This window comes from Streptomyces sp. NPDC043878 (assembly GCF_056435735.1).
The window spans coordinates 546,761-558,992 of record NZ_JBWKDW010000001.1 but is presented as its reverse complement, the minus strand read 5'-3'; the positions used below and the strand labels follow the sequence as shown (position 1 = coordinate 558,992).

At 74.8% G+C, this 12,232-nt stretch carries 9 protein-coding genes; 4 read left to right on the top strand and 5 right to left on the bottom strand.

Annotation, left to right across the window (positions count from 1 at the left end; genetic code table 11):
• Positions 1 to 74: 74 nt before the first annotated feature.
• The 4 genes from AC07AZ_RS02395 to AC07AZ_RS02380 all read left to right on the top strand — a co-directional run bounded on the left by AC07AZ_RS02395 (position 75) and on the right by AC07AZ_RS02380 (position 3,700).
• Complete coding sequence (locus AC07AZ_RS02395; RefSeq protein ID WP_478842925.1) at positions 75 to 581, top strand: SigE family RNA polymerase sigma factor; 507 nt, start codon at positions 75 to 77, stop codon at positions 579 to 581.
• A 10-nt stretch (positions 582 to 591) separates the two neighbouring features.
• Positions 592 to 1,089, top strand: coding sequence for a cellulase (locus AC07AZ_RS02390; RefSeq protein WP_478842923.1), 498 nt, complete (start codon positions 592 to 594; stop codon positions 1,087 to 1,089).
• Positions 1,090 to 1,214: 125 nt separating this feature from the next.
• On the top strand, positions 1,215 to 2,432 hold the full coding sequence (locus AC07AZ_RS02385) for a bifunctional glycosyltransferase family 2/GtrA family protein (protein ID WP_478842921.1): 1,218 nt from the start codon (positions 1,215 to 1,217) through the stop codon (positions 2,430 to 2,432).
• Complete coding sequence (locus AC07AZ_RS02380; protein WP_478842919.1) at positions 2,429 to 3,700, top strand: hypothetical protein; 1,272 nt, start codon at positions 2,429 to 2,431, stop codon at positions 3,698 to 3,700. Before AC07AZ_RS02385 ends, AC07AZ_RS02380 begins: the two co-directional genes overlap by 4 nt.
• A 105-nt stretch (positions 3,701 to 3,805) precedes the next feature.
• Here the strand turns inward: AC07AZ_RS02380 and AC07AZ_RS02375 are convergent, their stop codons facing one another.
• Genes AC07AZ_RS02375 through AC07AZ_RS02355 form a run of 5 tightly spaced genes read right to left on the bottom strand, consistent with a single transcriptional unit; the run spans position 3,806 to position 12,232 of the window.
• On the bottom strand, positions 3,806 to 4,888 hold the full coding sequence (locus AC07AZ_RS02375) for a class I SAM-dependent methyltransferase (protein ID WP_478842917.1): 1,083 nt from the start codon (positions 4,886 to 4,888) through the stop codon (positions 3,806 to 3,808).
• Positions 4,885 to 6,153 (bottom strand): glycosyltransferase, encoded by a 1,269-nt coding sequence (locus AC07AZ_RS02370; protein WP_478842915.1) that lies wholly within the window; start codon positions 6,151 to 6,153, stop codon positions 4,885 to 4,887. The genes AC07AZ_RS02375 and AC07AZ_RS02370 overlap by 4 nt, the downstream gene beginning before the upstream one ends.
• Entirely contained in the window at positions 6,150 to 6,992 is an 843-nt protein-coding gene (locus AC07AZ_RS02365; RefSeq protein ID WP_478842913.1) for an alpha/beta fold hydrolase, read from the bottom strand. The genes AC07AZ_RS02370 and AC07AZ_RS02365 overlap by 4 nt, the downstream gene beginning before the upstream one ends.
• 3 nt (positions 6,993 to 6,995) lie before the next feature.
• Positions 6,996 to 7,334 (bottom strand): acyl carrier protein, encoded by a 339-nt coding sequence (locus tag AC07AZ_RS02360; protein WP_478842911.1) that lies wholly within the window; start codon positions 7,332 to 7,334, stop codon positions 6,996 to 6,998.
• On the bottom strand, positions 7,331 to 12,232 hold the full coding sequence (locus AC07AZ_RS02355; protein ID WP_478842909.1) for a beta-ketoacyl synthase N-terminal-like domain-containing protein: 4,902 nt from the start codon (positions 12,230 to 12,232) through the stop codon (positions 7,331 to 7,333). The genes AC07AZ_RS02360 and AC07AZ_RS02355 overlap by 4 nt, the downstream gene beginning before the upstream one ends.

Sequence of the window (12,232 nt, the reverse complement as noted above, 5' to 3'; positions counted from 1 at the left end):
GCCGAGCGCATCGTGGCGGCGGGCTCAACGTCTTTTCCCAGGTGTAAGGGGATGCCGAAGCGGGGGCGGTGCGGATGGAGCAGGAACGAGCCGACGGGTTCGACACGTTCGTGGCGGCCCGCTGGTCGGCGTTGTTCCACCTCGCGCGGCTGCTCGTGGGCGGCGACCGGCACCGGGCCGAGGACCTCCTCCAGGAGGCCCTGGTCAAGCTCTGGTTCGTCTGGCCCAGGATCGCCGAGGAGGCTCCGGAGGCGTACGTGCGCAAAATCCTGGTGCGCGCGGCCGCCCGCTCGGCGCGACGGCGCTGGTGGGGCGAGCGCCCGGTCGAGCAGCTGCCCGACCTCCCGGAGGCGGACGACGTGTCCACCGCGGTCGCCGAGCGCTCCCGGCTGGAGGCGGCCCTGGCCCAACTGCCGCCGCGGCAGCGGGCGGCGGTGGTGCTGCGCTACTACCAGGACCTGCCCGAGAAACAGGTCGCGGAGATGCTGGGGTGCCCGGTGGGCACCGCCCGGTCCCACGCGTCACGCGGCGTGGCACGGCTGCGCCTGATCCTGGCCGACGTCATCGAGCCGGTGGGGTGAAGGGGAGTCCATGGACCACTTCGAGCGCGAGTTGACGCGCATGATGCGCGACTCCCGGGAGCACACCCCCTTCGAGCCGCGGCACCAGTCGCGGCTGCGGGCGGACGTGCGGGCCCGCCGCCGGGCGCGCGCGGCCCAGAAGGCCGTCGGCTCCGTCCTCGCCGTCGCGGGACTGGGCATCGGCTTCTTCCTGCTGCCCCACGACCGGGTCGAGAACCGGCCGCAGGCCCCCCTGCCCCGGCCCGTGACGGGCCCGGCGTCCCCCGCTCCGACGACCTTGCCGACCCCGGACGCCCCGGCCTCCGGAACCACCGGCGCGTCCCCGTCCGGGACCCCCGGCGGCCCGTCCCCGACCGGCGACGCGGGGAACTCCGAACAGCCCACGGCGCCCACCACGACGGGCAGTTCGGTCTCGGTGGGCGCCGAACCGAGCGAGACCCTCACCTCGGCGCCCTCCGACACGGGGACGCCGAGCGCGCCACCGACACCGACGACCACGCCGTCCTGAGCGCACCCCCGCCGCCGCCGGTGGCTTCGGGGACGCCCGCGACCGACCACGACCATGGATGGAACGTGACAAAGACAGGCTTGGCCGCCGCAGTGCCGGCCCCCTCCTCACCGACGGACGATCCGATGGACCGACTGCCGCTCCGCACACCCGTGCCGGCGCACCACCGCGAACCCGTCCTGGACATCGTCGTCCCGGTGTTCAACGAGGAGGCCGACCTGGAGCCGAGCGTCCGGCGGCTCCACGCGCACCTGCGCGAGACCTTCCCCTACCCGTTCCGGATCACCGTCGCGGACAACGCCAGCACCGACGCGACCCCGCGCATAGCGGCCCGGCTGGCCGCCGAACTGCCCGAGACGCAGTGGCTGCGGCTGGCCGAGAAGGGGCGCGGCCGGGCCCTGCACGCCGCCTGGTCGGCATCCCGGGCGCCAGTGCTCGCCTACCTTGACGTGGACCTGTCGACCGACCTGACGGCGCTGCTGCCGCTGGTCGCCCCGCTCATCTCCGGGCACTCCGACATCGCCATCGGCACCCGCCTGGCCCGCGGCTCCCGGGTGGTGCGCGGCCCCAAGCGGGAGGTCATCTCACGCTGCTACAACGTCCTGCTGCGCTCCACCCTCGCCGTCGGCTTCTCCGACGCCCAGTGCGGCTTCAAGGCGGTCCGGCGCGATGTCGCCGAACGGCTGCTGCCCCTGGTGAAGGACTCGCAGTGGTTCTTCGACACCGAACTGCTGGTGATCGCGGAGCGGGCCGGACTGCGCATCCACGAGGTGCCCGTCGACTGGACGGACGACCCCGACAGCCGCGTCGACATCCTCTCCACCGCCCTCGCCGACCTGCGCGGCATCGCCAGGATCGGCCGGGCCCTGTCCCGCGGCACCCTCCCGATGGCCGGGCTGAGCCGCGGCGCCGACGACACCGCGCGCGGTGGTCTGGCCGGACAACTGCTGCGCTTCGCCGCCGTGGGAGCGGTCAGCACCATCGGATACGTACTGCTGTACGCCGTGCTGCGCCCCGCCACCGGCGCGCAGGCGGCCAACGCCCTCGCGCTGCTGGCGTGCGCGATCGCCAACACCGCCGCCAACCGGCGGCTCACCTTCGGACTGCGGGGCGGCGGCGCGCTGCGCCACCAGGCCAAGGGTCTCCTGGTCTTCCTGGTCGGCCTGGCCCTCACCAGCGGATCGCTCGCCGCGCTGCACCGCGCGGCACCCGGCGTCGGGCGCCCCACGGAGGTCGGCGTGCTGGTCGCCGCCAACCTCGCGGCCACACTCGTGCGTTTCCTGCTCTTCCGCGCCTGGGTGTTCCCCGTCCGGCGCCGCGGGACGGGGTCGACGGCCGCATGAACCACGTCATCACACAGACCGGCGCGCTCGGCACCGACCCCGCCGAAGACGCCGGCCCCTCCGACGCCCGGCAGGCGCCCGGCCCGCGGCTGCGCCGAGCGGCCCGGGAGCACCTGCCCGTCCTCGCCCTGTACGGCGTGCTCAAGCTCACCGGCTTCGCCGTCTTCATGTACCTGCTGGACTCCGCCGGGGACTTCCGGAAGAAGAACCCGCGCTTCGGCGGCGGCGCCCACGCCTGGGACGTACTGGCCAGCTGGGACGGCTGGTGGTACCAGCAGATCGCCGAACACGGCTACAACCCCGCGCTCGTCCCGGTCCCCGGCGCCACCGGACTGATCACCCTCGAAGGCAACTCGGCGGCGTTCTTCCCGCTCTACCCGGCGGCGATGCGGCTGGTGTCCGCGTGCACCGGTCTCGGCGTCTACGGCGCCGGGATGCTGGTCTCGGTCGTCGCCTCCTTCGTCGCCGCCCTCGGCATCTACGCCGTCACCGCGCACTTCGGCGGCCCGCGGGCCGGGCTCGCCGCGGCCGGACTGTGGGCCGTCTGGCCCGGCTCCGGCACGGAGTGGGCGGGCTACTCGGAGTCCCTCTACGTCGCCCTGGCGGTGTGGGCCTGCCACGCCGTCATGAACCACCGCTGGCTCACCGCCGGCATCCTCACCTTCGCCGCCGGCCTCAACCGGCCCACCGCCGGCGCGCTCATCGCCGGACTCACCGTCGCCGCGCTGCTCGCCCTGCACCGGCGCCAGGACGGCGTCGCCCGCCCGCTCACCGCGATCCTCATCGCCCCGCTCGGCCTCTTCGGCTACCTGCTGTGGGTCGGCGACCGGATGGGCGACCTCAGCGGCTACTTCGTCCTCCAGGACGGCGCGTGGGCCCACAAGTTCGACTACGGCGACCAGACCGGCGACGTCCTCACCTCCGTCGCGGTGGGGCGCTTCGACTACCTCTTCGCGTTCCCCTTCGCGGACACCATCGGGGTCGCCGTCGTCCTGCTGGCCGCGCTCCTGGTCCCGCTGCTCCTGGGGCTGCGCCCCCCGGCCGTCCTGACCGTCTACACCCTCCTCACCCTCGCCCTGGTCCTCGGCAGCCAGCAGATCTTCTGCAACGTCTCCCGCTATCTGCTCCCCGCCTTCCCCCTGTTCATCCCGCTCGCCCTCCAACTCCGGCGACTGCGGCTGCCGATGCTGTGCACCGTGCTGGGTGTCGCGGCCATCGCCTCGGGTTCCTACGCGGGGTACGCGCTCTTCGAACTCGGTGTTCCGTAGGGGCGCGTCACCGCTTGCCGGGCCCGCCGTCACAGCACCCCGCGGTGCACCAGGGAGCCGAAGGAGCGCGGGCGGGCGGGCGACGCGAGCGGCCCGGGGGCCCGCTCAGTCCCGTCGTACCACCAGGCGGTAGGCGTTGGACAGCCCCAGCCGGTGCGACAAGGGCCGGACGGCGAACCGGTCCAGGAGCGTGCCGAGCAGCAGGGCCGGAACACCGGCGATCAGCGTCGCGGCCCGCAGGATGCGGCGCAGGGCGTTCGGCCGCGCGGGCAGCCAGGGCAGGTCGTCGCGGGGCGCGGCCGCGTCGAGGGCGAGCCAGACGGCGGCCAGCAGGTCCACCGGGTCGTGCGGCTCGGCGTGCTGTTCCGCAAGGACCGTGAAGCCGAGCTCCGTCAGTCTGCGGCGCAGGTTGCCGGCCGGCACGAAGTGCAGGTGCTGCGGCTGGAGCCACGGCAGCCACCAGCGGCCGAGCAGCCGGGCGTACCGGCTGTCGGGGTCGGGGACCTCGATCAGCAGGTGACCGCCGGGACGGATCACCCGGTGGGCCGCCTCCAGTTCGCGCAGCGGCTCCGTGCTGTGCTCCAGGTAGTGGAACATGCTGACGACGTCGTAGCAGCCGGCGAGGTCCCCGGCCAGTTCGGGGAAGCTGCCGCGGTAGCCGCGCTCCACCCGCCCCGCCCGCTCGGCGAGTTCGGCGCCGTCGGTGAAGTCCAGGCCGTCGAAGACCGTGCCGGGGTGGACGGTGGCGGCCGACTCGCAGAAGTGCCCGTGCCCGGTGCCGACGTCGAGCCAGTTCTTCGGCCCGGACGCGAACGGCAGCAGGGCGGCGGCCCGTTGCTCGTACATACGGCCGCGGCTCGCGAAGGTGTTGCCGAGCTGCTTCTCGCCCAGGCCGTCGTAGAAGTCGCGGTAGTAGAACTCCAGCCCCGCCGCGCTCAGCCGGGGGTTCTGGAAGGTGTGCCGGCAGTCACCGCAGCGGTCCAGGACGAAGCGGCCCGGCTTGTGCTGCAGCAGGTCCGTCGTGCGCAGGCGGGTCGTCAGCCGGTCCGAGCCGCACCAGGGGCAGGTGGTGCGCCGCGGCTCGAAGAACCGCCCGGTGCCGTCCGCGAGATCGGCCCGGTAGCCGGGCCGCAGCGCGGCGACCTGCTCGGTACGGCCGGGGGACGCGGGCTCGTGGTCGTCGCTCATGGGGCCTCCTTCGTGGTCGCGCCGCCGGCCAGCAGTTCGAGCCGCGTGGCGGCGGCCCCGGTGCCGCCGGCGGCGCGGAACGCCGTACGGATGCGTCCGGCCGCCGCGCGGGGGCCGGGCTCGTGCAGGACGGTGTCGATCGCCGCCCCCAGGCCGGCGGCCGTCACCCGGCCGAAGCGGACCCGGACACCCGCCCCGGCGCCGGTCACCTGCCCGGCCACCACCGGCTGGTCGTCACGGATGGGCGCCACGACGAGGGGGACGCCGTGCCACAGGGCCTCGCAGACGGTGTTGTGCCCGGCGTGACACACCACCGCGTCCACCCGTTCCAGGAGCGGGAGTTGGGGGACCGAGGGAAGGACGAGCACGTCCTTGTCGTCACCGGGCGCGAGGCCGCCGGCGGTAGGGCCGCCAACGGTACGGCCGCCCGCGATACGGCGGTCGCCGGTAGGGCCGCCGGTGCCGAGGACGCCTCCCGGGTCGGCGATCACCGCCTGCACCCGGTCCGCGCGGGCGCGCACCGCGGCCAGGCACTCGGTGAGGAAACGGCCGCCCACGTCGGTGTTGGCGGTGCCGAGGGTGACCAGGACCGCCGACCGGCCGGGGTCCAGCCAGTCCCAGGGGAACCCGGGCGGCGCCGGGCGCGGGGAGACCGCCGGGCCGACCCAGTGGATCTGCCGGTCGGTCCTGGCGCCGGGGCCGACCAGCTCCGGGGTGCTGAACGCGAGCACGAGATGCGGGGAGAACCGGGGGTCGGCGGTGCCCGACGGGTCGCCGACCCGGGTGCGGAGCGTGCGCAGGATCCCCGCCAGCCAGTCCGCGACCTTCGGCATGCCCGCCAGGACGTCGGTGAACTCGGCCGAGGTGGTGGCGGAGGTGGCCCACGGCACGCCCAGCAGCTCGGCCACCAGCCCTCCGGCCAGGGCCTGTTGGTCGGCGACGACCGCGTCCGGACGGAACTCGTCGACGGCCGTCCTGACCCCGGGGGCCATGTCCTCGGCGAGCGGTACCAGGAACCGTTCCCAGAGGAACCTCAGCGCCTCCGGGCCACGCAGGTCCGGGGGGCGTACGCCCTCGCCCGAGCCGGGGACGGGCCCGGCGCACGGGAACACCACCGCGTCCTCGCCGGCCAGCCGCCGGACCAGTCCGGGGTCGGCGCAGGCCCACGCCGGGTGGTGGCCCCGCGCGGCCAGTGCGGCAGCGACACCGGCCGCCGGGTTGATGTGGCCCACCAGCGGCGGGACCACGAACAGGAACCTGCTCACCGGGCGGCCGCCCCCGCCCTCGCGGGCCCGGAGGCACCCGCCCCCGGGACGCTCGCTTCCCGGATCAGCGACAGCACGTGTCCGCCGACCACTCCCGCCGCCTCGACCAGTACGGAGTGCTCGTGGCCCGGGACCACGACCGTGCGGCAGTCCGGCAGCAGCGATTCGAGCCACGGCGCCAGCAGGGCGAGGTCGGAGTCGCCGCCGTAGACACCCAGCACCGGGCAGCGCACGGCCCGGATCCGGTCCTCCGTCAGCACCCGGCCGTCCGGGATGTCCCGGGCGAGGCTGGTCTCCCGGGCGAGACGTGCCGCGCCTCTCGCCAGCCGGGCGGTGTTGTGGCCCCGGTTCGCGGTGATCCAGGCGAGGGCGTCGGCCTCGTTGTGCGCCAGCTGGTGCGTCACCCGGTCGAGGATGCCGCCCAGTTTCACCGCCCAGGCCGCGGTCGCCGGCTCCGACTCGATCAGACAGACGCTCGCCGCCCGTTCCGGCCGGCGGGCCGCGTAGCCGAAGGCGACCGTCCCGCCGTAGGAGTTGCCCACGAGGTGGACCGGGCCCCGCACCGCGAGCCGGTCGAGCAGTGCCTCCAGGTCGTCGATGGCGTCGTCGAGGGTGTATCCGCCGGCCGGCCGGTCGCTGCGGCCGTGACCGCGCAGGTCGTACATGACCACGTCCAGGCCGGCGGCGGCGAACGGCGGGGCCACGGTGAAGTAGTAGCTGGCCAGGCTGTCGGTGAGCAGGCCGTGCACGAGCACCACGGTGGCGGTGGCCGGGCGGCCGTCGTCCGGGCCCAGCCGCTGTACGTGCATCCGGAGTCGTCCGGTGTCGACCATCACCATGGCTCAGCCCGCCTCGGCTGCCTTGAGACTCTGCACGACGTACTCGACGAGTCGGCCGACGGTGAGCTCGATGATCTCGTCGAACTCCATGCCGGCCAGGAACTCGGCGAAGTTGACCTGCCTGCCGTACCGCTCCTGCAGCAGGCCCGCCAGGGTCACCAGGTCGATGCTCTCCAGTTCCAGGTCGCGGTTGAAGGTGGTCGTCATGCGGATCTCCACGAGGTCGAGGCCGTACTCGTCCTCGAGAAGTGTCGCGAGCATGCCCGCGATGTCGGCGAGGACCACCTGCTCGGCCGTGCGGCCGGTGCGGTCCGTCCGGTCTCCGTGGGGGGTGGGGTTCATCGGTCGTACGTCTCCTTCTCCAGGTCGGCCCGGCCGTCGAGGACGTCCTGCGCCGGGCCCGTCGTCCAGGCCACGACGTAGGTGCGCTCCGGCAGGTTCGGGGGATTGACGGCCCGCTCGTGGTGCACGGTGTACGCCCGCTCCAACCGCCCGGCGACCAACAACCGGCCGCTGTCGGCCGCTTCGAGCACTGCGAAGTCCCGCGGACGGCCGCCGAAGCCGCTTCCCTCGGCCTTGGCGACGGCCTCCTTCGCGGCCCAGAACCGGGTGAACCACAGCGCCTCCGGTTCCGCGGTGGCCGCGCACCGCTCCCGCAGCAGGCGCAGTTCGTCCGCCGTGAGCGCGGTGGAGAGGGTCGCCTCGGGGCGCTCGACGACCTCCTCGATGTCGATGCCCGGGCCGGGACCCGGCGTGTGCGGCCGTACGATCGCCACCCCGGTCTCCGCGCGATGGGCCAGCGAGACGTCCAGCGCGGGCAGTTCACGCCCGTGCAGACCGGTGACGTAGGGGCGTCCCACCTCGTCGTTGCGCACCAGGATCTCCGCCGGGAAGACCGGCCCCTCGCCGTCGTCCCAGAGCCGTCGGCGTACGGCGTCCTTGACGGCGATACGGCCGAGCAGCCACTGCCTGCGGCCTCGCGGGGCGTGCTCGGCGTACGCCGAACGCTCCCTGCTGCTCAGGGAGTTGCGCATGATCAGCTCGCGTGAGGCGAGGTCGGGCCACCGCTCGTGCAGCAGCGACCAGCCGCCCGGCCGGGCCTCGGACAGGGTGTTGCGGTCGGGGAACCGTTCGACGGGCCTGGTCTGCGGGTCGTTGTCGAAACGGCGGTCCTGCCAGCCGGTGAGCTCCGCCCACACCGTGCCCCCGACGGTGAGTTGTACGTCTGCCTCCAGCACGGTGTCGGTGAGGGAGGTGATCCGCACCAGGCACTCCACCGCGGTGCCGGGTTCCGGGTGCGGCCCGTGGAAGCGCATCTCCCGCATCTGCACCGGGAACACCACGGTCCGTTCGGTGCGGGTCGCCATGATCCAGTAGCCGAGGATCTGCCCCACGTTGTCGAGCAGCGCCCCGGGCGCGGGAGGCGTGGTGATCACACCGCGTACGTGGTGCTCGCCGATCCCGGTGAGTTCCGTGACGCCCTGGAAGGCGGGGCCGTGGAACATCCACCGCTCCGCGTACAGCTGGGCCGCGGCGTGGTCGGGGACGCGCTCGGCGGCGGGGTCGGTGACCCAGCGGGCGGGCGGTGGTACGGGGTGCCGGGCGGCGACTTCGACCACCGCGCGGGCCCGCGGGCCGAAGGCGACCGCGAACCTTCCCGGCCCGTCGGCGCTCACGGTGACCGGCACGTCGACGGGCGGGGTCGCCGTCAGCCACTGGTCGAAGCGCGCCGCGTGCACGGCGACCGCCCGCAGCCCCGGGGCCGCCTGCCGGGCCGCCTCCATCATGTGGTGGACGATCGTCGTCGCCGGCACGACCGGCCAGCGATCGGCGACGTCCGGCCAGCCGGGACGCTGCGGGAAGAAGCAGTGGTCCAGGAGATACGGCATGGAGTCGGGGGAGACGTGGACCGTGGTGCGCCGCTCCGGCCGGATGGCGGAGGCTGGTACGGCGGCGGGCGAGGCGGTGGCGGCCGGGGCGGGCGGCACGGGTGCGGGGGGTGCGGGCGGGGCCGGCGCGGTCGGGCGGCGGTCCGCCGCGGTGATCAGCGCGGCGGCGGTGTCGGCCGTCTCGCGCAGCAGGGCGGACAGTTCGGCGGCGGCCGGAAAACGGCCGGCGAGCGCGTCCAGTGACGCCGACGCGAACCCGTCCGCCGCCACGACGGCCCGCGGAGCCCCCACGACGGTCGCGGCCCCCGTCCCGGCGCGCAGTTCGGCGCGCAGTTCCGCCAGCGCCCGGCCGTGCAGGGACACGAGCGCGCCGCCCAGGTCGAGCCGTACCGGTGACCGGCCGCGCCGTCCGGTGTCCGTGCCGCGCGGCAGCGCGGGGGCCACGGCGGCACCCGCGGTCCACAGGGCCGCGGCCACCCGCCGCAGCTGCGCGAGGCCGTCGCGGTGCGGCGAGTTGGCGGCCACCACCAGGTGGGCCCTGCCGTGCAGGGTGTCACCGACGAGCGAGCCGAGCTGTCCGGTGCCGACCTGGACGAACACGCGGTGGCCCGCCGCGTACAGGCCCTCCACGAGCTGCCGGAAGCGGACCGGTTCCAGCAGGTGCCGGACGAACAACGCACGTACGTCGGCGTCGCGTTCGGGGTACGGCAGCGCGGTCGTCCCCGACCACAGGGGCACGGTCGGCGGGTGCAGCCGGAAGCGGTTCGCGGCCTCCTCGATGGGCGCCAGGTAGGGCTTCAGCATCGGGGTGTGGAACCCGGACCGGAACGGCAGCACCTGACTCAGCACGCCCTCGGCGCGGAAGGACCGTACGACCTCCCGCACGGCCGCGTCCGGCCCGCACACCATCGACTGGCCGGGCGCGTTGTCGTGCGAGAGCACCACTCCGGCCCGGGACCAGCCCTCGTCCTCCAGCGCTGCCAGCACCCGCTCCGCTGACGCCCCGACGGCGGCGAAGGCCAGCCCCGGGACGGTCACCGTGTCGGGGTCGAACGACTCCATGAAGCCGCTCACCTCGTCCGCGGAGTACACCCCGGCGGCGGCCATCGCCGTCCACTCGCCCACGCTGTGCCCGGCGACCGCGTCCGGGACGAGACCCATGCGGCGCAGCGCCGCGTCGAGGAGCCGGCCCAGGCCGACGACCCCGAAGCCGTGCCGGCCCACGTCTCCCACGCGCGCGGAGGCGTCGGACGTCAGCGGGGGCAGGCCGAAGTGGGCGGCGACGTCGTCGACCCTGGGTTCGAAGTCCCCTTCGAGGCCGGGGAAGACGAACGCCAGCTTGCCCGGGCGCTCGCCCCGGACCTCTCGGGCCTCTTTGCCGGACAGCAGTGGGGCCGGCGTGAACCAGACGTCGTTGCGGCCGGTCCAGGCCCCTCCCTTGGCGACCACCCGGCGGGCCAGGGTGAGCCGCTTGGCGGTGGGGTCGACGACGGCGAGCCGGGACCGGCCGGCCGAGGGGTGCGTGCCCGCGGGGTCCAGACCGGCGGCCAGTACGGCGGAGTCGTCCCCCTCCAGCAGCCCGGCGAGGTGGTCGGGGCTGTCGGCGGCGAGCATCAGGACGCGCTCGGGTTCGGTGACGGTGACGGAGGCGGGTGTGGGGGCGGTGAGGGGCGTGGGCTCGGTCGCTGGGCCGGCGGCGGTGGCGGGGACGGTGTTCGTGGTGGCGGTCGGGGCCGCGTGCGTCCCGGTGATGCCGCCAGGGGCGGTGAGGCCGGTGGGGGTAGTGGTGCCGGCGGGGATGATGGTCCCGGAGGGGGCGGAGAGGCCGGCGGGGCTGATGGTCTGGGTGGGGGCGGGGATGATGGTCCCGGCGGGGGCGGTGGTGGCGGCGGCCGGCCCGGCTCCGCTCGTCCGGCGCGGTGTCCGGGCGCCCGGTGCCTGCTCCAGGACGACGTGAGCGTTGATCCCGCCGAAGCCGAAAGCGTTGACCGCGGCCCGGCGCACCGGTTGTCCGGGTGCCTCCTCCCAGGGCGTCGCGCGTTCCAGGGGACGGAAGCGGGTGGCGGCGAGGGCGGGATGCGGGTCGTCGCAGTGCAGCGTCGGCAGGAGCACGCCGTGGTGGACGGCGAGCGCGGCCTTGACCAGTCCCGCCACTCCGGCGGCCGGCATCGTGTGACCGATCATCGACTTCACGGACCCGATCACCGCACGGTGGCGACCCGCCTCGCCCCCGGGCCCGAACACCGTTGCCAGGGTGGCCAGTTCGGCCGCGTCGCCGGCCGGGGTCGCGGTGCCGTGCGCCTCCAGCAGACCGATCGAGCCGGCCGCGGCGGGGTCGAGGCCCGCCGCCCGCCAGGCCTGCCGCACGGCGTACGTCTGGCCGGCGGAGTCGGGGTTGACGAGGGAGGCGACCCGCCCGTCGCTGGCGACACCGGTGCCCCGGACGACGGCGTAGATCCGGTCGCCGTCGCGTTCCGCGTCGGCCAGCCGCTTGAGGACGACCACGCCCGTGCCCTCACCGATCAGGATGCCGTCGGCGTCCCGGTGGAAGGGACGGATGCGCTGGCTCGGGGAGAGGGCGCGCAACTGGGAGAAGACGCTCCACAGGGTGATGTCGTGGCAGTGGTGCACACCCCCGGCGAGCATCAGGTCACAGCGTCCGGCGGCGAGTTCGGTCACCGCCTGGTCGACCGCGACCAGTGAGGAGGCGCAGGCGGCGTCCACGGTGTACGCGGGGCCGCGCAGGTCGAGCCGGTTGGCGACCCGGGAGGCCGCGAGGTTGGGGACGAGCCCGATCGCCGACTCGGGGCTCTCGGGCCCCAGCCGTTCGGTGAACGCCGCCCGCACCCGCCCGAGTTGGGCAGACGTCAGGTCGGGCAGCAACTCGCCCAGGGTGCGGACGAGTTGACCCGCCGTACGGACGCGTTGGTCGAGCCGTACCAGGCCGGGGGTGAGATAGCCGCCCCGGCCGAGGACAACCCCGACGCGGTGCCGGTCCGGCAGGCGGTCGGCGCCGCCCGCGTCGGCGAGGGCGGCGGCGGCCACGTTCAGGGCGATGAGCTGGTCGGGTTCGGTGCCGGCCACCGAGTTCGGCATGATCCCGAACCGGGTGACCTCCACCTCGGCCAGGGCGTCGACGAACCCGCCGCGCCGGCAGTACACCCGGTCCGCCGCCGCCGGGCCGGTCGCGGACCCGGGACGGTAGTAGTCGCCGTCCCAGCGCCCCTCCGGTACGTCGGTGATGGCGTCGCTGCCGTCGAGGAGGTTGCGCCAGTACGCGTCCAGGTCGGCGGCGCCCGGCAGCAGCACCGCCATCCCCACGATCGCGACCGGCAGATGACGGTCCGTCAT

Excerpts from the sequence above, each read along its gene's own strand:
- AC07AZ_RS02395 (WP_478842925.1), top strand. The coding sequence starts at position 75 with ATGGAGCAGGAACGAGCCGACGGGTTCGACACGTTCGTGGCGGCCCGC.
- AC07AZ_RS02390 (WP_478842923.1), top strand. The coding sequence starts at position 592 with ATGGACCACTTCGAGCGCGAGTTGACGCGCATGATGCGCGACTCCCGG.
- AC07AZ_RS02385 (WP_478842921.1), top strand. The coding sequence starts at position 1,215 with ATGGACCGACTGCCGCTCCGCACACCCGTGCCGGCGCACCACCGCGAA.
- AC07AZ_RS02380 (WP_478842919.1), top strand. The coding sequence starts at position 2,429 with ATGAACCACGTCATCACACAGACCGGCGCGCTCGGCACCGACCCCGCC.
- AC07AZ_RS02375 (WP_478842917.1), bottom strand. The coding sequence starts at position 4,888 with ATGAGCGACGACCACGAGCCCGCGTCCCCCGGCCGTACCGAGCAGGTC.
- AC07AZ_RS02365 (WP_478842913.1), bottom strand. The coding sequence starts at position 6,992 with ATGGTGATGGTCGACACCGGACGACTCCGGATGCACGTACAGCGGCTG.
- AC07AZ_RS02360 (WP_478842911.1), bottom strand. The coding sequence starts at position 7,334 with ATGAACCCCACCCCCCACGGAGACCGGACGGACCGCACCGGCCGCACG.
- AC07AZ_RS02355 (WP_478842909.1), bottom strand. The coding sequence starts at position 12,232 with ATGACGGACCGTCATCTGCCGGTCGCGATCGTGGGGATGGCGGTGCTG.